Source organism: Cellulomonas soli (genome assembly GCF_052036975.1).
Taxonomy (GTDB): Bacteria; Actinomycetota; Actinomycetes; order Actinomycetales; family Cellulomonadaceae; genus Cellulomonas; species Cellulomonas soli_A.
On record NZ_JBQIAR010000023.1, the window covers coordinates 1 to 18896 of the forward strand.

Annotated in this window: 21 protein-coding genes; 10 read left to right on the top strand and 11 right to left on the bottom strand. The window is 72.6% G+C overall.

Features of this window, described 5'->3' with window-relative positions; genetic code table 11:
• A partial coding sequence (locus ACTHAM_RS16915) for a 1,4-dihydroxy-2-naphthoate polyprenyltransferase (protein ID WP_440689610.1) occupies positions 1-733 on the top strand: 733 nt, incomplete at its 5' end.
• Positions 734-769: 36 nt separating this feature from the next.
• Here the strand turns inward: ACTHAM_RS16915 and ACTHAM_RS16920 are convergent.
• Positions 770-1123 carry a DUF4229 domain-containing protein gene (locus tag ACTHAM_RS16920; RefSeq protein ID WP_440689612.1) on the bottom strand — a complete coding sequence of 118 codons (354 nt, stop codon included), beginning with the start codon at positions 1121-1123 and terminating at the stop codon, positions 770-772.
• A gap of 54 nt (positions 1124-1177) precedes the next feature.
• Here ACTHAM_RS16920 and ACTHAM_RS16925 point away from each other — a divergent pair, with 54 nt between their 5' ends.
• Entirely contained in the window at positions 1178-1570 is a 393-nt protein-coding gene (locus ACTHAM_RS16925) for a PLDc N-terminal domain-containing protein (protein WP_440689614.1), read from the top strand.
• On the opposite strand, the gene ccsB is transcribed toward ACTHAM_RS16925, so the two are convergent.
• Genes ccsB through ACTHAM_RS16955 form a run of 6 tightly spaced genes read right to left on the bottom strand, consistent with a single transcriptional unit; the run spans position 1555 to position 7105 of the window.
• Positions 1555-2601, bottom strand: coding sequence for a c-type cytochrome biogenesis protein CcsB (gene ccsB, locus ACTHAM_RS16930; protein ID WP_440689616.1), 1047 nt, complete (start codon positions 2599-2601; stop codon positions 1555-1557). The two genes, ACTHAM_RS16925 and ccsB, sit on opposite strands and share 16 nt — an antisense overlap.
• Positions 2598-4379, bottom strand: coding sequence for a cytochrome c biogenesis protein ResB (gene resB / locus ACTHAM_RS16935; protein ID WP_440689618.1), 1782 nt, complete (start codon positions 4377-4379; stop codon positions 2598-2600). The genes ccsB and resB overlap by 4 nt, the downstream gene beginning before the upstream one ends.
• Before the next feature lie 5 nt (positions 4380-4384).
• A complete protein-coding gene (locus ACTHAM_RS16940; protein ID WP_440689620.1) occupies positions 4385-5242 on the bottom strand; it encodes a cytochrome c biogenesis CcdA family protein in 858 nt (285 codons plus the stop codon).
• Positions 5239-5838 (bottom strand): redoxin domain-containing protein, encoded by a 600-nt coding sequence (locus ACTHAM_RS16945; protein WP_440689622.1) that lies wholly within the window; start codon positions 5836-5838, stop codon positions 5239-5241. The genes ACTHAM_RS16940 and ACTHAM_RS16945 overlap by 4 nt, the downstream gene beginning before the upstream one ends.
• Position 5839: 1 nt before the next feature.
• Positions 5840-6496 carry a histidine phosphatase family protein gene (locus ACTHAM_RS16950; RefSeq protein WP_440689624.1) on the bottom strand — a complete coding sequence of 219 codons (657 nt, stop codon included), beginning with the start codon at positions 6494-6496 and terminating at the stop codon, positions 5840-5842.
• Positions 6497-6544: 48 nt separating this feature from the next.
• Positions 6545-7105, bottom strand: coding sequence for a MarR family winged helix-turn-helix transcriptional regulator (locus tag ACTHAM_RS16955; protein WP_440689626.1), 561 nt, complete (start codon positions 7103-7105; stop codon positions 6545-6547).
• Between the two features lie 103 nt (positions 7106-7208).
• On the opposite strand from ACTHAM_RS16955, the gene ACTHAM_RS16960 reads away from it, so the two are divergent.
• Positions 7209-7772: a YceI family protein gene (locus ACTHAM_RS16960; RefSeq protein ID WP_440689628.1), complete on the top strand. Its 564-nt coding sequence runs from the start codon at positions 7209-7211 to the stop codon at positions 7770-7772.
• Between the two features lie 112 nt (positions 7773-7884).
• Here ACTHAM_RS16960 and ACTHAM_RS16965 read toward each other — a convergent pair whose 3' ends face one another.
• Together ACTHAM_RS16965 and ACTHAM_RS16970 are read right to left on the bottom strand one after the other, a co-directional pair.
• Positions 7885-8514 (bottom strand): redox-sensing transcriptional repressor Rex, encoded by a 630-nt coding sequence (locus tag ACTHAM_RS16965; RefSeq protein WP_440689630.1) that lies wholly within the window; start codon positions 8512-8514, stop codon positions 7885-7887.
• 76 nt (positions 8515-8590) lie between these two features.
• Positions 8591-8872: a glutaredoxin family protein gene (locus ACTHAM_RS16970; RefSeq protein ID WP_440689632.1), complete on the bottom strand. Its 282-nt coding sequence runs from the start codon at positions 8870-8872 to the stop codon at positions 8591-8593.
• 163 nt (positions 8873-9035) lie between these two features.
• Between ACTHAM_RS16970 and ACTHAM_RS16975 the strand changes: the two genes are divergently transcribed.
• Positions 9036-9839, top strand: a complete 804-nt coding sequence (locus ACTHAM_RS16975; RefSeq protein WP_440689679.1) for an HAD family hydrolase — start codon at positions 9036-9038, stop codon at positions 9837-9839.
• Between the two features lie 61 nt (positions 9840-9900).
• Positions 9901-10491: an N-acetyltransferase family protein gene (locus tag ACTHAM_RS16980; protein ID WP_440689634.1), complete on the top strand. Its 591-nt coding sequence runs from the start codon at positions 9901-9903 to the stop codon at positions 10489-10491.
• 25 nt (positions 10492-10516) lie between these two features.
• Here ACTHAM_RS16980 and ACTHAM_RS16985 read toward each other — a convergent pair whose 3' ends face one another.
• Both ACTHAM_RS16985 and ACTHAM_RS16990 read right to left on the bottom strand, forming a co-directional pair.
• On the bottom strand, positions 10517-11572 hold the full coding sequence (locus ACTHAM_RS16985) for an arabinan endo-1,5-alpha-L-arabinosidase (protein WP_440689636.1): 1056 nt from the start codon (positions 11570-11572) through the stop codon (positions 10517-10519).
• A 36-nt stretch (positions 11573-11608) separates the two neighbouring features.
• Positions 11609-12925 (bottom strand): glycoside hydrolase family 27 protein, encoded by a 1317-nt coding sequence (locus ACTHAM_RS16990; RefSeq protein WP_440689638.1) that lies wholly within the window; start codon positions 12923-12925, stop codon positions 11609-11611.
• A 589-nt stretch (positions 12926-13514) separates the two neighbouring features.
• On the opposite strand from ACTHAM_RS16990, the gene ACTHAM_RS16995 reads away from it, so the two are divergent.
• The 5 genes from ACTHAM_RS16995 (at position 13515) to ACTHAM_RS17015 (ending at position 18891) form a co-directional block, all read left to right on the top strand.
• Positions 13515-14861 carry an ABC transporter substrate-binding protein gene (locus ACTHAM_RS16995; protein ID WP_440689640.1) on the top strand — a complete coding sequence of 449 codons (1347 nt, stop codon included), beginning with the start codon at positions 13515-13517 and terminating at the stop codon, positions 14859-14861.
• A gap of 116 nt (positions 14862-14977) precedes the next feature.
• Complete coding sequence (locus ACTHAM_RS17000) at positions 14978-15958, top strand: carbohydrate ABC transporter permease (protein WP_440689642.1); 981 nt, start codon at positions 14978-14980, stop codon at positions 15956-15958.
• 14 nt (positions 15959-15972) lie between these two features.
• Positions 15973-16836, top strand: coding sequence for a carbohydrate ABC transporter permease (locus ACTHAM_RS17005; RefSeq protein ID WP_440689645.1), 864 nt, complete (start codon positions 15973-15975; stop codon positions 16834-16836).
• 1 nt (position 16837) lies between these two features.
• Positions 16838-18163 (top strand): arabinan endo-1,5-alpha-L-arabinosidase, encoded by a 1326-nt coding sequence (locus ACTHAM_RS17010; RefSeq protein WP_440689647.1) that lies wholly within the window; start codon positions 16838-16840, stop codon positions 18161-18163.
• A gap of 38 nt (positions 18164-18201) precedes the next feature.
• Positions 18202-18891 carry a YesL family protein gene (locus tag ACTHAM_RS17015; protein ID WP_440689649.1) on the top strand — a complete coding sequence of 230 codons (690 nt, stop codon included), beginning with the start codon at positions 18202-18204 and terminating at the stop codon, positions 18889-18891.
• Positions 18892-18896: the final 5 nt, after the last annotated feature.

Sequence of the window (18896 nt, forward strand, 5' to 3'; positions counted from 1 at the left end):
TGTCGCGCTGGCCCTGCAGGTCGGCGTCAACTACGCGAACGACTACTCCGACGGGGTGCGCGGCACCGACCTCGACCGGGTCGGCCCGCTGCGGCTGACCGCGTCGGGCACGGCGAGCCCGGGGGCCGTGAAGGCGGCGGCGTTCGCCGCCTTCGGCGTGGCGGCGCTGATCGGCCTCGCACTGGTCGTGGTCACGGGCGACTGGTGGCTGCTGGCGGTCGGTGCGATCGCCATCGCGGCCGCCTGGGGGTACACGGGTGGCGCGAACCCGTACGGGTACCGGGGGCTGGGCGAGGTCGGCGTGTTCACGTTCTTCGGGCTGGTGGCCGTGCTGGGAACCACGTGGACGCAGGCCGGGCAGCTGTCCTGGCCGGCCTGGGTGGGTGCGGTGTCGGTGGGGCTGCTGGCCTGCGCGCTGCTCATGGTGAACAACGTGCGTGACGTCCCGACGGACGCGCTGGTCGGCAAGCGCACGCTCGCGGTGCGGATAGGAGAGTCGCGCGCACGGCGGGCGTACGCGGTGATGGTGACGTTGCCAGTGCTGCTGGGGGCGCTGTGCTTCGTCGTCGCGCCGTGGTCGCTGCTGGTGCTCCTGCTCAGTGCGCCCGCGGTCGTGCTGGCGGTCAGCGTGCTGGCGGGTGCGCGGGGTCGGGCGCTGGTCCCGGTGCTGGCCGGCACCGGGATGCTGGAGCTGGCGTACGGCGTGCTGCTGGGGCTGGGCCTGGCTCTCTGAGCCGCGCGGACCGGCGGGCGGCGAGCGACGGGCGGCTCAGTGCGCGGTGTCGTCCGGTGCGTCGGGTCGCGTCGGGCCTGCGGTGTCCGCGGCGGCGGCCTGCGCGGCGTCGACCGCGGCGTCCTCCAGGTCGGCGTCCTCCTGGGCGTGCGCCGGGAGCAGCGTCTGGACGCCCCTGGCCTGCCGCTCGGCGCGGCGGGCGGCGTCCCGCTCCGCGAGGTACCGCGCGGCGTCGTCGCGCGGGCCTGCGAGCAGCACGTACGACACGCCCCATGCCAGGAACGCCGCGAGGACCGGGGCCAACCAGGACTGCATCCCGGCCCACCACAGGCCGGCCAGGCAGGCACCGAAGAGCGCGAGACGGATCACTGACCAACGCACGACGGGCACGCGCCCAGGGTACGGCCGGTGGCTGGTCGCGCGGCACGACATACGCTGGCGGGTATGCGTTACCTGCCACTCGTGCTGGCGATCGCCCTGATCGTCTACTGCGTCGTCGACATCGCCGGCAGCCCCGACGAGGAGCGCCTCGGTCTGCCTCGCGCGGTGTGGATGCTGCTGGTCGTCGTCGCCCCGTTCGTGGGTGCGATCGTCTGGCTCGTGGTGAGCCGGTCGCGGCGTGCCGCGGTGGCGCGTGGCGAGGCGCCCGCACCCACCAGGTCAGCGGGGCCGGGCCGCTCTGCGGGGCCGGGCACGCCGCGCCGTGGTCGCCCGGGGCCGGTCGCCCCGGACGACGACCCCGAGTTCCTGCGCCGGCTCGACCAGGAGCTGCGGCGCCGCGAGAAGGACGAGGGCGAGACCGGTGGCGCCGACGAGGCGGGTCAGAGACCCGAGTAGGAGTGCTTGCCGGTGACGACGAGGTTGATGACCGTGAAGTTCGCGATGACCACGGCGTAGCCCACGTACACCAGGTAGGCGGCGCGACGGCCGGCCCAGCCGCGCGTGGTGCGCGCGTGCAGGTACGCGGCGTACACGACCCAGGCGACGAACGTGCCGACCTCCTTGGGGTCCCAGCCCCAGTACCGGCCCCAGGCGTGCTCGGCCCAGATGGCGCCGCCGATCAGGGTGAACGTCCACAGCACGAAACCGATGGCGTTGAGCCGGAACGAGAGGGCCTCGAGCTGGACGGCCGAGGGCACCTGACGCAGCCAGGCGAACGCCGGTCCGGTGACCCGCCAGCGGCTCAGGCCCCCGCGCAGCCCGTCGGCACGACGCCACGGCTGCTCGAGGTGCGAGCGGCCCTCCTCGCGGGCGTCGCTGAGCACCTGCAGCACGGCGGCCGCGAACGCGACGGTGAACACCCCGGTCGCGGCGATCGCCACGCCGACGTGCAGCACGAGCCAGTACGAGTCGAGCGCCGGCTGCACGGCGTCGGCCTGCACGAAGAACACGAGCAGCCCGAGGGCGAGCGCGAGCACACCGATGCCCATGACGACCACGCCGAGGAAGACGATGGTCCGCCGGCGCTGCACGAGCGCCAGCACGAGCGCGGCGACGAACACCCCGACGAGCGTGAACTCGTACATGTTCGCCGTGGGCCACCGTCCGGAGGCCAGGCCCCGCAGCACGATGCCGGCCAGCAGCAGCGCGATGCCGAGCCAGGTGGTCGACCGGGCGATGCCCTCGGCCCGCGGCGCCCGGACGGGTCCGTCCGCGGGAGCATCGGTCACGGTCACCACGGGTGCGCCCGTGCGGACGGTCGTCGGGGCACCGACGGTCGCGGCGGTCGGCGTCGCCGCGGCACCGCGCGCGCGCCGGGCGGACTGCTCGGCGACGGCCGACAGCGCGACGGTGTACGCCAGCAGCGCGATCGTGAACGCGGTGGTGGCGCCCCAGACGAGGAACGTGCTCAGGTCACCGGTGGTCATGTGGGGGTCTCTTCCGTGGCGCGGGGAGGAGCGGGTCGGACGACCTCGCTGTGCTGGTCGGGCGAGCCGTCACCGTGGGGGCCTGGTGAGGGGTCGCCGTGCTCGTCGGGTGGGTTGTCGGAGGCGTCGTCGCCGTCCGGTGGCGGCCCCAGGGTGGCCGCGAGCACGCGGTCGACCTCGGGGGCGAGTCCGATGTCGTCGCCGCGCGCCAGGCCCGCGGCGCTGACCACTGTACGACCGGCCCCCTCGGACCCGGCAGGGGTGGCGCGCACCCAGACGCGGCGGCGCGGGGCGAACAGCGAGGCGGCGACACCGACGAACGCGGCCAGCGCGAACACGAGGACGAACACGAGTGCCGGGTCGCGCCGCAGGTCCAGCGCGACGAACCGGGGCAGGTCCTCGAACGTGAGGGAGCCCAGGCCGTCGGGCAGCTCGACGGTCTCGCCGGGCCGCACGTACAGGGTCACCGGGTCACCCGCGGGGTCCACGGCCTGCGTCATCCGGGACTCGTCGAGCTGGTACACGTTCTGCGGCACGCCGGTGTCCAGGCCGAGGTTGCCCGACCAGACCGACAGCACGAGCATCGGGTCGGTGGGCTGGGGGTTGCTCGAACGGTAGATGCCCTCGCCGAGCTGCTGCGCGGTGGGCAGCAGGTAGCCGACCAGCCCGATCTGCTCCTGGTCGCCGGACACGTCGGGCACCTTGATGACGCCGCGTGAGGTGTAGACCTCGTCCTGCGGCAGGAACGGCACCGGCCCGGCGAACGCGATCTCGCCGGCGGCGTCCCGGATCGTCACGTCGGGCGCGTACCCGTTGCCCTGCAGGTAGACCTTGGCGCCACCGGCGGTCAGCGGGTGGTTGACCTTGATCGTCTCGGCCCGGGGGTCCTGACCGGGTTCGGTGAGGGTGACGTGCGCGGTGAAGTCGCGCGACTGCAGGCTCTGCTCGTCGAACACCGCCTCGAAGTCGTCGAGCCGCAGCGTGAACGGCACGAGGCTCTCGGGGTCGAACGCGGTGCCCTGCTCGAACGTGTCGTAGTCGACGACCGCGTTGGCGAACCCGCGACCCTGCACGACGATCGCCTGCCCGCGGTAGTGCAGCAGCTGACCGGTCGCCACCGAGACCAGCAGGCCGACGAGCGCGAGGTGGAACACGAGGTTGCCGGTCTCGCGCAGGTACCCCCGTTCGGCGGAGACGGACCAGGCACCCCGGCCTTCGTCGTGCACGTCGACGCGGTACACGGGCCAGAACGGCGCCCACCGGTGCCCCCGCCGCAGCACGGCGGCGGCATCGTCGACGACCTGGCGGGGGCTGTCCGTCGACGTGCCTGCCGCTGTCGCGGGGAACCGGTCGAAGCGGCGGGGGGTGCGGGGCGGACGCCCCCGCAGCGCACGGGCGTGCACGCGGGTACGCGGCAGGATGCAGCCGACGAGCGAGACGAACAGCAGCAGGTAGATCGCCGAGAACCACACCGAGGCGTACACGTCGAAGAACCCGAGGCGGTCCAGCCAGGGCCCCAGCTCGGTGTGCGTGGCCAGGTACTCGGCGACCTTGGCCTGGTCCTGCGCGCGCTGCGGGAAGAGGGTGCCGGGCACGGCGGCGACGGCCAGCAGCATGAGCAGCAGAAGCGCGACGCGCATGCTGGTCAGCTGCCGCCAGGTCCACCGCAGCCAGCCAGTCAACCCCAGCTGCGGCAGGTTCGCAGGTGCCCCGGGGGTCTCGGTGCCGGGACGGTCGGAGAACGCGTCGTCGAGGCCCGCCGGTCGGTAGTCGCCCATGCCGCTCACACCACCGGCACGAACGGCTCGCCGCCGGTGAGCAGCCCCTGCAGCCATGCCGCCCACTGGGACCACACGCCGGTGACGAGGGCGAGGCCGAGCACGACGAGCATCGCTCCCCCGGCCCGCATGACCGCCAGCCGGTGCCGTCGCAGGAAGCCCAGCGCCCGTGCGGAGCGCTCCACACCGAGGGCGACCAGCACGAAGGGCAGCCCGAGGCCGGCGCAGAACGCCACGGCGAGCAGCGCCCCACGGCCCGCCGAGGCGTCGGTGAGCGAGAGCGTGAGGATCGCGGCCAGGGTCGGACCGATGCACGGGGCCCAGCCCAGGCCGAACGTCAGGCCGAGCAGCGGGGCACCCCACAGGCCGGCGCGGGGGGCCAGGTGCAGGCGCCGGTCCTGCTGCAGGAACGGCACGAACCCGAGGAACGCCAGCCCCATGAGCACCACGACCACACCGAGCACCCGGGTGATCGGGTCCTGCCAGCGCACGAGCAGCGAGCCGAGCGACCCGGCCAGGGCCCCGTAGGCGACGAACACGGCGGTGAACCCGGCGACGAACAGCACCACGCCGAGCAGCAGGCGCCGGCTCGCCGCGGTGCGGGCGGCGCTGCGGGTGGCGGTGCGCGCGGTCCCGGAGCCGGCCCCGGTCGCGCCGCCGGCCGCCGCCCCGGAGGGGCCGCCCGTCATGCCGCCCGTCATGCCACCGAGGTATCCCAGGTAGCCGGGCACGAGCGGGAGCACGCACGGCGAGGCGAACGAGACCAGCCCGGCCAGCACGGCGACGGGCACGGCGAGCAGCAGCGAACCCGAGACGGCGGCCTGGCCGAAGGAGTCGCCGATGCCGAGCGCCAGTGGCGTCATGCGCCCGCCTCGGGCTCGGCGAGCAGGTCGTCGACCAGGGTGCGCAGGGTCGAGGCGTCGGCCAGGCCGAGGATCCGCGCCGCGACGCGCCCTTCACGGTCGAGCACCACGGTGGTCGGCACGGCGTTGACGGGCACCGTGCCCTGCAGCGCGGCGACCGCCGTGCCGTCGGTGTCGGCCAGGCTGGGGTACGGCACGTCGAACTGGCGCTGGAAGGCCTGGGCCGCCCCGGCAGCGTCGGTGCCGTTGACCCCGAGCACGTGCACGCCCTGGTCGGCGTAGTCGGTGGCCAGCGCCACCAGGTCGGGCGCCTCGGCCCGGCAGGGCGGGCATGCCGCGTACCAGGTGTTGAGCACGACGACGTCCCCGCGCCAGTCCGTCACGTCGCGCGCGACGCCTTCGAAGTCCGTGCCGGCGACCTCGACGGGCCCGGGCCGTTCGGCGTCCGCCCAGGTGGTCGTGGAACCGTCGCCCGACTGGTAGCCCTGGTCGGCGACGTCGGCACTGCCGGTGGTGCCGCTCGCCCCGCAGCCGGTGAGCAGGCCGAGCACGAGGACGGCTGCACCGGCGAACGCCGCGCGTGACCGGCGCGGCACGTCAGGCTCCCGCGACCGTCGCGGCGCCGGGCAGCAGCGAGGCGGCGGGCTCGCTGTACCCGATGCCCACGAGCCGGTCGTCCTCGAAGCGCAGGGAGGTCAGCGAGGCGAGCGAGCACTGCCGGCGGCGGGGGTCGTGCCACAGCCGCCGCTTCTCGACGGCCAGCCGGGTGACCCACACGGGCAGCTGGTGGCTGACGAGCACGGCCTCGTGCCCGCGGGCGAGCTCACGGGCGGCGTCGACGGCGGCGAGCATCCGGTCGACCTGCTCGCGGTACGGCTCGCCCCAGGACGGGCGGAACGGGTTGCGCAGGTAGGGCCAGTGCTCGGGGTGCCGCAGCGACCCGTCGCCGACGCCGAAGGTCTTGCCCTCGAAGTGGTTGCCGGCCTCGATGAGCCGCGGGTCGGTGCGCAGCTCGACACCGAACGCGGCGGCGATGGGGGTGGCGGTCTCCTGCGCGCGTTGCAGCGGCGAGGCGATCACCACGGTGACGTCGCGCCGGGGCGCCGCACCGGCGCCGGACAGGTGCGCGGCGACCATGTCGGCCATCGCGACGCCGCGCTCGGAGAGGTGGTAGCCGGGCAGCCGGCCGTACAGCACGCCCTCCGGGTTGTGCACCTCGCCGTGCCGCATCAGGTGGATCGTGGTCGGGACCATGGGCCCAGTGTGGCAAACGGTTCTGGGTGCGTGGTGCGCCCGGGCACGTCAGGGGGCGTGAGTCGGGCCACTGCCGTCGTCGTCGAGGGCCGTGCAGGCACCCTCGGGGGCGACCAGTGCGGCGCGCACGACGTCCATGGCGGTGCCCAGTGCCCGGAACTGCTCGGCGGTGAGCCGGTCGACGAGGTGCTCGCGCACCGAGTGGACGTGGGCGGGGGCTGCGGCGACGAGTGCCTGCCATCCGGTCTCGGTGAGCGTGCAGTTGACCCCGCGGGCGTCCTCGGCGCACGGCTGGCGACTGACCAGTCCGGCGTCCTCCATGCGGCGCACGGTGTGGGTGAGCCTGCTGCGCGAGTGGGCGAGCCCTTCGGCGATCTCGGACATGCGCAGCGTGCGCCCGGGTGCCTCGGAGAGTCGCACCATGACCTCGTACTCGTGCAGGGACAGGCCGCTGGCCTGCTCGAGCTCGTGCGCGAGCACGGCCATCAGCCGGGCGGTGCCGTCGCGGAACGCGCGCCAGTGCTGCTGCTGCTCGTCGTCGAGCCAGCGCACCTGCGGTGCGTCCTGGGTCACCTCGGCTTGGTTCACCTCGGCGCTCGTGGCACTCATCACGTCCTCCTTCTGCCCCGGATGGGTTGCACCCGTCCGACCACTGTAGTACAACTATCAACTAACAGCTTGGTTGACGCTTCAACAAACCACGGAGGACAGCATGACCACCACGACCACCACCGCCCTGCCCGCCGGCCTCACCACCGGCACCTGGGCGATCGACGCCTCCCACACCGAGGCCTCGTTCACCGTCCGCCACGCGGGCATCTCGAAGGTGCGCGGCTCCGTCGCTGTCACCGAGGGCACCATCACCGTCGGCGAGGACCTCGCCTCGACGTCGGTCGCCGTGACCCTCGACCCGTCCACCGTCTCCACCGGCGACGCCAACCGCGACGGCCACCTCAAGAGCGGCGACTTCTTCGATGTCGAGGCCTTCGGCGCCTGGTCGTTCACCTCGACCGAGATCCGCCCCGCCGGCTCGGACTACGTCATCGTCGGCGACCTGACGATCCACGGCGTGACCAAGAGCGTCGAGCTCGCCACCGAGTTCAACGGCACCGCCGTCGACCCGTTCGGCAACCAGCGCGCGGGCTTCGAGGCCTCCGTGACGATCTCCCGCAAGGAGTTCGGCCTGGTCTGGAACGCGGCCCTCGAGGCCGGCGGCGTCCTGGTGGCCGACAAGGTCGTCATCGGCCTGGACGTCTCGGCCATCAAGCAGGCCTGACCCACCCGCAGGGCCACCCCGCACCGCACGCCCGGCGCACCCGCGCCCGCACGACGCCCGCCCGGCCACCCAGGCCCGGCGGGCGTCGTGCGTGCCGCGCAGGACGATCTCCTCAGGCGTGCCGTCGACGGCGGTCGTGGAACGCGAGGATCGCCAGCTCGGCGGCCACGTCCACCGCACGCAGGTCCACCTCCGGCGGCACCCGTAGCGCGCGCGGCGCGAACGTGAGGATGCCACCGACACCCGCCTCGACCAGCGCGTCGCACACCTGCTGGGCCGGCCCGGCCGGGGTCGCGATGATGCCGATCGTGGCCGCCGTGCGCTCCACCAGCAAGCCGAGCCGTTCCGGCGGCTGGACGACCAGACCGGCCACCACCGACCCGACCACCGCAGGGTCGGCGTCCACCAGACCCACCACGGTGAAACCCCGGTCGGCGAACCCCGGGTAGCGCGCCAGCGCGTGACCCAGATGACCGACCCCCACCACCACGACGCGCCGCTGCGTGGTCAGTCCCAGCACCGTGGCCAGCTTCTCCCGCAGGTGCGCGGTGTCGTAGCCCACCCCGCGCCGCCCCCACGACCCCAGCGAGGACAGGTCCTTGCGGACCAGGGAAGGGCTCGTGCCCGACCGGTCCGCCAGCGCGTCGGACGAGGTCGTCACGCACCCGTCCGCGAGCAGCGCCTCGAGCGCCCGGACGTACGCCGGGAGCCTGGCGACCGTGGCCGACGGGATCTGTCGCACTGGCGTCCCCCCGGGCCGACCCGCGCTCCCCCGGGCGCCGTCGCCCGGGTCCTCCGCGGACGAGCGGACCCACCGGTCAGCGTAGGGGTGCCCCCGGAGCCGCCGCGAGCGCACGGCGCAGCCGACCCGGGTCGATGCGCCAGAACCCCTGCCGGACACCGTCCACCTCGACCACCGGCACGAGCTCCCCGAGCTCGTCGAGCAGGTCGCGTCCCGCGGACGCAGGCCCGGGGTCGTCGATGTCGACCTCGATCCACCGCTGCCCTGCCTCGGCGCAGACGGCCGCCACGACGACGCGGGCCTCCACGCACAGGTGGCAGCCCGACCGGCCGAACAGGACCACACGCGTCTCGCCCACGTCCTCACCCTAGAACCGGCTCGGCGCGCACGGGCGGCGTCGTCGTTACAGTGGCCGGGTGCGCCAGGCGAACGAGCGGTCCACGAGCCCGGCCCCCTCGGGCGCCGAGCCCCCTGTCGAGCCGTCGCTCGCGCCGGGAGCCGAGCGCCCCTCCGCCGACGTCGTGGCGACCACGACCGGAGCCGTCCCGGCGGCGGCGACCGTGGGTGCGTTCTTCGACGTCGACAACACGATCATCCGGGGCGCGTCCTCGTTCCACCTGGGGGTGGGCCTGTACCGGCGCGGGTTCCTCACCAAGCGGGACATCGTGCGGTTCGCGTTCCACCAGGCCCGCTACCTGGCGTTCGGCGAGAGCCGACGCCAGATCGACGACGTGCGCGCGCGTGCGCTGTCGATCATCGCCGGGCACTCCGTGGCCGAGCTGAAGGCCATCGCCGAGGACGTCTACGACGAGGTGCTCAGCCTGCGCATCTTCCCGGGCACGCAGCGGCTGCTGGACGACCACATCGTCGCCGGGCACACGGTGTGGCTGATCACGGCGACGCCGTTGGAGATCGGCGAGGTGATCGCCCGCCGGCTGGGTGCCACGGGCGCGCTGGGCACCGTGGCCGAGCACGCCGACGGCTACTACACCGGACGGCTCATCGGCGACATGCTGCACGGCCAGGCCAAGGCCACCGCCGTGCTCGACCTGGCGGCCCGCGACGGCATCGACCTGGCCGAGTCCTACGCGTACGGCGACTCGATGAACGACGTGCCGATCCTGTCCTCGGTCGGGCACCCCTGCGCCATCAACCCCGACCCGCGCCTGCGGCGGCACGCGGCCGAGGTCGGCTGGCCGGTCCGGGAGTTCCGCAACCGTCGGCGCAACGCCCGCCGCGGCACCACCGTGGCCACGGTCGCCGGTGGCGCGTGGTTCGTGGGGCTGCTCGTGCGGGCGCTGCGGCGCTCGTTGCGCGAACGCTGAGCCACCCGAGCGGTCGCGGGCACCACGGATCCGGCGGCACTCCCCTGCCTACACTGGCCGGATGCCGACCGACCCGAGCGCCTCGACCGTGCCCGCGCGCCTGCCGGGAACCAGCCGCACACCGGTGACGGTCCGGCCGGCGACGCCTGCCGACCTCGACGCGGTCGCCGCCCTCGCGGCGCTGACGTTCCCGCTCGCGTGCCCGCCCGGGTCGACACGGGCCGACCAGCAGGCGTTCATCACGGCTGTCCTGTCGGCCGAGCGGTTCGCCGGGTACCTGGCCGACCCGGACCGCGACGTGCTGGTCGGTGTCGGGCCCGACGGGCAGCCACTCGGCTACACGATGCTGGTCGAGGGCGAGCCGGGCGACGAGGACGTCCGCGACTCCCTGGCGATCCGCCCGACCGTCGAGCTGTCGAAGTGCTACGTGCACCCCGACCACCACGGTGCGGGGGTGGCCGGGGCCCTGATGGCCGCCAGCCTCGACGCCGCCCGTGACCGTGGCGCTCAGGGCATGTGGCTCGGCGTCAACCAGCTGAACGCCCGGGCGCAGGCCTTCTACACGCGCGCCGGCTTCGCCGTGGTCGGCACCAAGCACTTCCAGGTCGGCGAGCGCCTCGAGGACGACTACGTCCTCGAGCGCCCGCTCTGAGCGACCCGGCTGCGCGCCCCGACGCTCAGCCGAGCTGTTCCTGCTCCTCGGCCGTGGTGAGCACCGGCCACCCCTCGTCGTCCCACGCGACCTCGCGGATCGCGAGCTGGAAGTCCCCGCCGAGTGCCGCGTCGTAGTAGTGGAACGCGAGGTAGCCGCGCGAGTACGACTGCCCGCCGGGGCCGACCATGTCACCGGTGCTGGACAGCAGCGGTGTGGCGCCGTCGGCGGTGAGCTCGGCACCGTCCCGGCCCACGTACGGCCCGGTGATCTGCGCCGACCGGCCGACCGCGATGTTGTAGGTCGAGTCGGTGCCCTGGCAGCACGAGTCGCGCGAGACGAACAGGTAGTACCAGTCGCCGTGCCGCACCAGGTAGGGCGCCTCGATGGCATTGGGTGAGCCGATGCGCGAGGCGATGGTCGTCGGCTCGGCGCCGTCGACGGGCGTGCCGGAGGGCCACTGCAGCTCGACGAGCTGGATGCCGCCCCAGAACGAGCCGAACGACATCCACGGCGTGCCCGACTCGTCGGTGAGCACACCGGCGTCGATCGCGTTGTAGTTGTCCTCACCCACGGTGGACCGCCACACCTCGCCCTGGTCGACCCACGCGTAGTCGGGGTCGTCGGGGTCGAGCGTGGTGTTGGTGGTCAGACCGATGACGGAGGTGTTGGAGCCGAACGTCGAGGCCGCGTAGTACAGGTAGTAGGTGCCGTCGTGCTCGACGACCTCGGGCGCCCAGAAGTTCTGCACGCCGGAGACCGTCTCGTAGACCCACTGCGGTCGCGTCGAGGCGTCCCAGACGGTGCCGAGCATCTCCCAGGTGTGCCCGCCGTCCGTGGACCGGCGGATCTGAGGGGCGCCGAAACCCTCGCGGATGTCGCCGGTGGAGAACACGTACCAGGGGTCACCCTCGGCCTCGCCGACGACGAGCGCGGGGTCGTGCGTGTGGATGTCACCGGAGAGCTCGAGGGCGATGGCTGCCGGGGGGTCGGTGCGCAGCGTCCAGAACGCGGCGGCACCGGCACCGCCGGCGACGAGCACGACGGCGGCGACGACCGCGGCGAGTCGGCGGCCGCGCACGTCAGCGCACCGCCCGGCGGTGCGGCAGGGCGGCGCTCATGCGGGGTCCAGCCGCAGCCAGGCCACACCGTGCGCAGGGATGTCGACGGTGAGCAGCCCGCCCGGTTCGTCGACGGTGGTCAGGGGGGCGGGGCCGGCGGACCCGGTCCACAGGTCGCCGGTGGTCCACCGTCGGGCCAGGGCGTCGGTGTGGCCGAGGAGCGAGGCGAGCGGCAGCGCGTGGCGCAGCGGGCTGCCGCCGGTCCAGAACGCGGCGACGTAGCGGCCGGCGTCGATGTCGGAGCGGGCGGTCCACACGACGAGCTCGCCGCCCTCGAGGGGTTCGCGCACGACCTCGCGGCCCTCGCTGGCGGTGCGCAGCACGTGGCCGACGGCGGGCGTGGCGAGCAGGTCGAGGGTCTGCGGCGAGCTGGTGGGCAGGTCGCCGCCGACCATCAGGGGTGAGCGGCCCATGACCCACAGGGTCAGCAGGGTGCGCTGCTCGTCGAGGGTGAGCCGGGAGTCGCGCGGCTCACCGCGCTCGGCGCGCAGCCCGATGCGACCCAGGGGCAGCATGTCGGCGTCGGCCCATCCGCCCGGTCGCTGGAACGGGGCCCACCGGGCCAGGCGCGCGAACTGGGCGTGCACGTCCTCCCAGCGGTCCCACAGGTCGTCGGAGATGCGCCACAGCTGCGCGTGCTCGCGCAGGTGCTCCACGTGCGCGGTCGACAGGTGCGTGCCGGGCGAGAGCGAGAGGACCATGTCGCGGCCGGTGCGGGCGATGGCCGTGGCCCAGGCCTCGACGGCCTCGGGGTGGTACGGCGCGAGCATGTCGTCGACCTTGAGGTAGTCGATGCCCCAGGCGGCCAGCTGCGCGACGAGACCGTCGAGGTAGGCCTGCGCGGCGGGGTGCTCGTGGGCGAGCCCGTAGTTGTCGGGGTTCCACAGGCACACCGAGTCGGTGTCGGCGGCGTCGCGCGCGGTCCAGGACGTCCCCTCGACGGGCAGGTCGAGCTCGACGGCGCGGCGCGGGATGCCGCGCATCACGTGCACCCCGAGCTTGAGGCCGAGCGCGTGCACGGCGTCGGCGAGCGGGCCGAAGCCGCGTCCGCCGGCCGCGGAGGGGAACCGGTTCTCGGCGGGCAGCTGGCGGCCGAACGCGTCGAGCGTGAACGGTGCGTCCTCGTTGTAGCCGTGCGAGCGCGCGGTGGGGTCGTACCAGTCGATGTCGACCACGACGGTGTCCCATCCGTGCGGCAGCAACCGCTCGGCCATCACGCGGGCGTTGTCGAGCACCTCCTGCTCGGTCACCGTGGTGCCGTAGCAGTCCCAGCTGTTCCACCCCATCGGCGGGGTCAGCGCGAGCCGTCCCATGCCCAGCTCCTTCGCTGTGCTCGGAGCGGGTGCGAGCACCCGTCTCTACATCGTTGTAGACGCATCATGCCTGGCCACGGCGGGCGCCGTCAACCGAGCGCGAGCCCCTCTGCCTCGCACACCACCCTCCGCCTGCCTCATCCCCGCTCCCCACGCGCCCCGCACCGGGGCTGCACGCTGCGCACAGCCCCGCCCGGACGCCGACACCGCACCCGCGAGGATGCGCGAAGATGGAGGCCCCGGCGGACGTCGCCGCGACGAGCACGACACGATAAAGCGCTCTGACCTGCACGGACGCGCGGCTCACGCACCGTTGTCGAGCCGTTATCAGTTCGTGGCTTGACCAGCCTGCGAGTCCCGTGCGATCTTGTTCAACGTTGTAGATGCACAACGTTGTACGAACGACGTTGAGATGAGACATGAGGTCAACGACGACCAGGACGGACGAACCGTGGGAACCTTCGAGAAGCGCCTCCCCGAGGCCTCGGACGACCACGGTGCGAGCCGCCGTGACAGCGATGTCGCAGCGGCGCAGCGGTCCCGACGCGGCCGTGACCTCGCACATCCTCGGGATATGGGAGGCAGGCAGATGAAGAAGAGCAGGATCCTCACCGCGACGCTCGCCGCGGCGATGGTCGGGACGCTGGCCCTCACCGCGTGCTCCGGAGGCGACTCCGGTGACGGCGGCGACAGCGGGAACAAGGAGATCACCTTCATGTTCCGCGGCGGCACCGACGAGAAGGCCGCCTACCAGGCCGCCATCGACAAGTACACCGAGGACACCGGTGTGAAGGTCAACGTCATCGTCACCGACGCCGACCAGTACGCCACCAAGCTGCAGGCCGCCGTCTCCGGCAACAACGTGCCTGACGTGTTCTACATCGAGCAGGCCAGCCTGCAGTCGTACGTCGCCTCGGGCGTCCTCATGGACATCACCGACGCGGTGGACGCCAGCGGCATCGACCTGGAGAACATCTGGCCCTACGGCGTGAACTCCTACCGGTTCAACGGCGAGGTCCAGGGCACCGCGGACGGCGCCCTCTACGGCCTGCCCAAGGACGTCGGCCCGTTCTCGTTCGGCTACAACAAGACGATGCTCGAGGCCGCCGGCATCCCGCTGCCCGACAAGGACACCCCCCTCACCTGGGAGGAGTTCGTGGCGATCTGCAAGCAGCTCACCGTGGACACCAACGGTGACGGCACGCTCGACCAGTGGGGCACCGGCCTGAACGTCCAGTGGAACCTGCAGTCCCTCGTGTGGGGCAACGGCGCCGACTGGACGAACGAGGACCACACCGAGGTCACCGTCGACACCCCCGAGTTCGCCGAGGCCCTGCAGGCGTTCGCCGACCTCACGCTCGTCGACAACGTCACCCCGTCCGCGTCCGACGCCGCCACGCTGGACACCTACCAGCGCTGGATGGCCGGCGAGATCGGCTTCTTCCCGGTCGGTCCGTGGGACGTCTCGGTCTACAACGACCTGGACTTCGACTACGACCTGATCCCCTGGCCGACGCTGGGCACGGAGTCGGCCACGTGGGTCGGCTCGCTCGGCATCGGTGTCTCCGCCACCTCGGAGTACCCGGACGAGGCCGTGGAGCTCGCGACGTACCTGTCGGCCGACGCCGACGCCCAGCAGACGCTGGTCGACGCGAACATCCAGATCCCCAACCTGATCGACATGGCGGACACGTGGGCCGCCGACACGGCCGCCGAGCCGGCCAACCGCCAGGAGTTCCTGGACATCGTGCAGGACTACGGGCACGCCATGCCCGCCGCCTTCACGTACGGCGCCGAGTGGTACGACGAGCTCTGGACGAACATCCAGCCCGTCCTCGACGGTGAGAAGACCGCCGCGGACTACCTCGCCGAGACGCAGCCGAAGATGCAGCAGCTGCTCGACGAGTCCATCGCGAACGCCGAGCAGGCGGGCTGACGCCCCACGCTCCACTCCCGCCGCCCGGTGCCCCGCGCACCGGGCGGCGGGCTCTCGCAGAAGGCCGGCAGCCCGCCGGCAGCACCGCCGGCGAAGGCACCGAGAAAGGCACTGAGATGACGCGGACCGCGGACCTCGCACCGCAGGTCGGGGGCACCACGACCTCCGACCCGACCCCCGCCGCAGCACCCCCGGTGATGCGGGACCGGCGGGCGCGCAACCGCCTGCACCGCAGCGAGCACCGATGGGCGATGGCCTTCATCGCGGCGCCCGTCATCGGCTTCGCCCTGTTCACCGTGTACCCCACGGTCTACGCGCTGTACGCCTCCCTGACCCGCTGGAACGGTCTGAGCGCGCCGAAGTTCATCGGCCTGGACAACTACGTCGAGCTGCTCAGCGACGAGTACTTCCGCAAGTCCATGTGGAACACGTTCTTCTACATGATCGGCATCCCGATCGGTCTGACGCTGTCGCTGCTCCTCGCGCTGACGCTCAACCGCAAGATCGTGGGCCGCACCGTCTTCCGCACCATCTACTACGTGCCGGTGATCTCCTCGCTGGCGGCCATCGCGATCGTGTGGCAGTTCGCCTACAACGGCGACTTCGGCCTGGTCAACCAGGCACTGTCCTGGTTCGGCATCGACGGCCCCGACTGGCTGCAGAACACCGCCACGGTCAAGCCCGCCATCATCATCATGGCCATCTGGAAGGGCCTGGGGTACTCCACGCTGCTGTACCTGGCCGCCATCCAGTCGGTGCCCGCCTCGCTGTACGAGGCCGCGGCCCTGGACGGCGCCGGTGCGCTGCGCAAGTTCCGTTCCATCACCGTCCCGATGGTGCGTCCGGTCACGTTCTTCCTCGTCGTGACGAACATCATCGGCGGCTCGCAGCTCTTCATCGAGGTCAGCATCATGACCCCGACCGGCGGACCGGAGTTCTCCTCCGCCTCGATCGTCTGGTACATCGTGCGCAAGGCCTTCAAGTACCAGCAGATGGGGTACGCGACCGCCATGGCCGTCGTCCTCGGACTGATCGTGTTCATCATCACGCTCGTCCAGTTCCGTCTGAACCAGCGCAACTCGTTCAGCATCGACTGAGGACGGAGACGACCATGGCCCGCAAGACCACCACTCGCAGCGCGACGGCCGAGAGCCGCACCGCCAACATCCTTCTCTTCATCCTCCTGGCCGTCGGCTCGATCGTGATGCTCGCGCCGCTGCTGTGGATGCTGTCCACGTCGCTCAAGACGAAGGCCGAGGTCTTCGCCCTGCCGCCGGTGTGGATCCCCGAGGTCCCGCAGTGGGACACCTACACGCGCATGTGGAGCGAGGCGCCGATCCTCACCGGTTTCCGCAACAGCCTCATCGTGGCGCTGTCGGTCACGGTCATCGGCTCGGTCACCTCGTCGCTGGCCGCGTTCGCGCTGGCCAAGATGCGACTGCCGGGCAAGAACGCCGTGTTCCTCGGTCTGCTGTCGGGAATGATGATCCCGTACCCGATGATCATGATCCCGCAGTTCGTCATGTTCTCGAAGCTGCACTGGGTCGACACCCTGCTGCCGCTGATCGTGCCGCTGCTGTTCGGCAACATCGTGATGATCTTCTTCCTGCGCCAGTACCTGGAGTCGGTGCCGGACTCGCTGATCGAGGCCGCCACGATCGACGGCGCGAACTACCTGAAGATCTTCCGCGTGATGATCCTGCCGATGATCCGGCCCGCCATCGCGGCGCAGTTCATCCTCTGGTTCATGACGATCTGGAACGACTACCTGGCGCCCACGATCTACCTGAACACCCCCTCGAAGCAGACGCTGCAGGTGGTCATCGCGAACCTCAACACCGAGTTCGCCACCCAGCGCGACTACCCGCTGATCATGGGCGCCTCCGCGATCGCGCTGCTGCCGATCCTCGTCGTGTACGTGATCTTCCAGCGGCAGATCGTCGAGTCGATCGCCCTCACCGGATCGAAGGGCTGACATGACGCTCACCGACCCGGCCGCCACGATCGACACCGGCGGCTGGGGGGGCCGTCACGCCCACGACCCGACGGCGGTCCGCGACGACGACGGCACCTACTGGCTGTTCTCGACCGACGCGTACTCGCTGGGCCCCGTCCGCGGGGGCGTGCAGATCCGCCGCTCGGACGACCTCGTGACGTGGCAGTTCCACGGCTGGGCGCTCGACGGCGTCCCCGAGGCGGCGGCCCGCTGGACCGGCGCCGAGGGCCTGTGGGCCCCCGAGGTGGTCCGCGTGGGCGACACGTGGCGCATGTACTACTCGGCATCCACGTTCGGCTCGCGCACCTCGGCGATCGGCCTGGCCACCGCCCCGGCGCCCGCCGGTCCGTGGACCGACCGTGGGCTGGTCGTCACGAGCCGCCACGAGGTCGACGGGCCCAACGCGATCGACGCGAACGTGGTCGTCGACACCGACGGACGGCACTGGATGATCTACGGGTCGTTCTTCGGTGGCATCCACGCCCTGGAGCTCGACCCGGCGACCGGGTTCGCCCTGGACGCCCCGGCACCCGGCGAACCCACGCCCGGCCCCGGGATCCTGCTGGCACGCCGGCACCCCTCGGTCGAGGGGGCAATCGAGGGGGCGTTCGTGCTCCCCCGGCCCGGTGGCGGGTGGGCGATGGTCGTCTCCTACGACTCGCTGTTCTCCACCTACCACGTGCGCGTCGCCGTGGCCGAGCAGGTCACCGGTCCGTACCACGACCGGCTCGGGCACGTCCTGACGGATGTCGAGACGGACCCGGCGGCCGTGGGCACCACCGTGCTGGCCAGCCACCAGTTCGAGGGCGGTCCGGTGTGGCTCGCGCCGGGGCACGCCGCGGTGCTGACCGACGCGCCCGGCCCGGGCACGCCCGGCCGGCAGCTGCTCGTGCACCACGTCCGGCACGGCGACGACCCCACGCACCACGAGGTGCAGGCACGCCGCCTGGTCTGGACGTCCGACGGCTGGCCGCTGATCTCGCCGCAGCCGTGGGCCGGTGCCCTCGAGCAGGACGACGAGACGCAGTGGCCCGCATCGCTCGACGCGCTCGTCGGCGGCTGGGAGCTGCTCGGCTACGACCAGCCCTCGTCGGTGGTGGTCACCGGGCACACACGCGTGCTGTGGCCGGACGACGTCGCCGGGCTGCGCCCGCTCGGGCGGGGACGGTTCTCGGGCATGCTCGACGGCATGCCCAGCGAGCTCGTGGTGTTCCCGGCGTGGGACGGCGTGCGCGAACGTGCGACGCTGGCCCTGACCGCACTGGGTGCCGACGGCACGGTGACGTGCGGCACGCTGCTGCCGTGACGTCCCTCGCGCCGGCACCGAACCCAGGGAGACCCTCGGTGGACGAGCACACGGAGCACGGCGGCCCGGCCCCGGCACGCCGCGGGCGGGTCGCCGTGCCGATCGTCGCCGACGACCCGGCCGTGGGCTGGGCCGGGCGGGCGATGACGTGGCTTCGCTACGCGACGCTGCTGGTGGGCATCAACGTGCTCATCGCCCTGGGCACGCTCGCCGGTGGTGTGCTCCTGGGGCTGTTCCCCGCCTTGGGTGCCGGCGGCGCGCTGCTGGCCTCGCTCGCCGCCGGCGCACCCCCGGCCAAGGCCTGGTCGACCTTCTGGGCGCTGTGGCGGCACGGGTGGCGCCGGCACAACCTGTTGGGTACCCCCGTGTGGGTCGTGCTCCTGCTGCTGACGCTCGACGCGTCCGCGCTGCAGGTGCTCGATGGGCCGGCCGCTGCGGTGCTCACCGGTGGCCTGGTGGTCGTGTCCGCCTACGCGCTCGTGGCACTCGCGTTCCTGTTCCCCGTCGCCCGCCGGTACGAGACGCCCGCCGTGCGCACGTGGCGGTTCGTCGCCGCCGCACCCCTGGTCTCCCCCGGCACGGCCGTCGCGGTGCTCGTCACCCTCGCCGCGATCGCGCTGGTGATCTGGACCGTGCCCGTGCTCGGGCCGCTGGTCGGGGTCAGCCTGCCGCTGCTGGCCAGCGGGTGGCTGGTGGACCACCGCCTGGACACGCTCGACGCCCGCTGAGGGCT

Bases quoted from the DNA above. Each gene is read 5' to 3' on its own strand.
- ACTHAM_RS16925 (WP_440689614.1), top strand. From the start codon at position 1,178: ATGCGTTACCTGCCACTCGTGCTGGCGATCGCCCTGATCGTCTACTGC.
- ccsB (WP_440689616.1), bottom strand. From the start codon at position 2,601: ATGACCACCGGTGACCTGAGCACGTTCCTCGTCTGGGGCGCCACCACC.
- resB (WP_440689618.1), bottom strand. From the start codon at position 4,379: ATGGGCGACTACCGACCGGCGGGCCTCGACGACGCGTTCTCCGACCGT.
- ACTHAM_RS16940 (WP_440689620.1), bottom strand. From the start codon at position 5,242: ATGACGCCACTGGCGCTCGGCATCGGCGACTCCTTCGGCCAGGCCGCC.
- ACTHAM_RS16950 (WP_440689624.1), bottom strand. From the start codon at position 6,496: ATGGTCCCGACCACGATCCACCTGATGCGGCACGGCGAGGTGCACAAC.
- ACTHAM_RS16955 (WP_440689626.1), bottom strand. From the start codon at position 7,105: ATGAGTGCCACGAGCGCCGAGGTGAACCAAGCCGAGGTGACCCAGGAC.
- ACTHAM_RS16960 (WP_440689628.1), top strand. From the start codon at position 7,209: ATGACCACCACGACCACCACCGCCCTGCCCGCCGGCCTCACCACCGGC.
- ACTHAM_RS16980 (WP_440689634.1), top strand. From the start codon at position 9,901: ATGCCGACCGACCCGAGCGCCTCGACCGTGCCCGCGCGCCTGCCGGGA.
- ACTHAM_RS16990 (WP_440689638.1), bottom strand. From the start codon at position 12,925: ATGGGACGGCTCGCGCTGACCCCGCCGATGGGGTGGAACAGCTGGGAC.
- ACTHAM_RS16995 (WP_440689640.1), top strand. From the start codon at position 13,515: ATGAAGAAGAGCAGGATCCTCACCGCGACGCTCGCCGCGGCGATGGTC.
- ACTHAM_RS17000 (WP_440689642.1), top strand. From the start codon at position 14,978: ATGACGCGGACCGCGGACCTCGCACCGCAGGTCGGGGGCACCACGACC.
- ACTHAM_RS17005 (WP_440689645.1), top strand. From the start codon at position 15,973: ATGGCCCGCAAGACCACCACTCGCAGCGCGACGGCCGAGAGCCGCACC.
- ACTHAM_RS17010 (WP_440689647.1), top strand. From the start codon at position 16,838: ATGACGCTCACCGACCCGGCCGCCACGATCGACACCGGCGGCTGGGGG.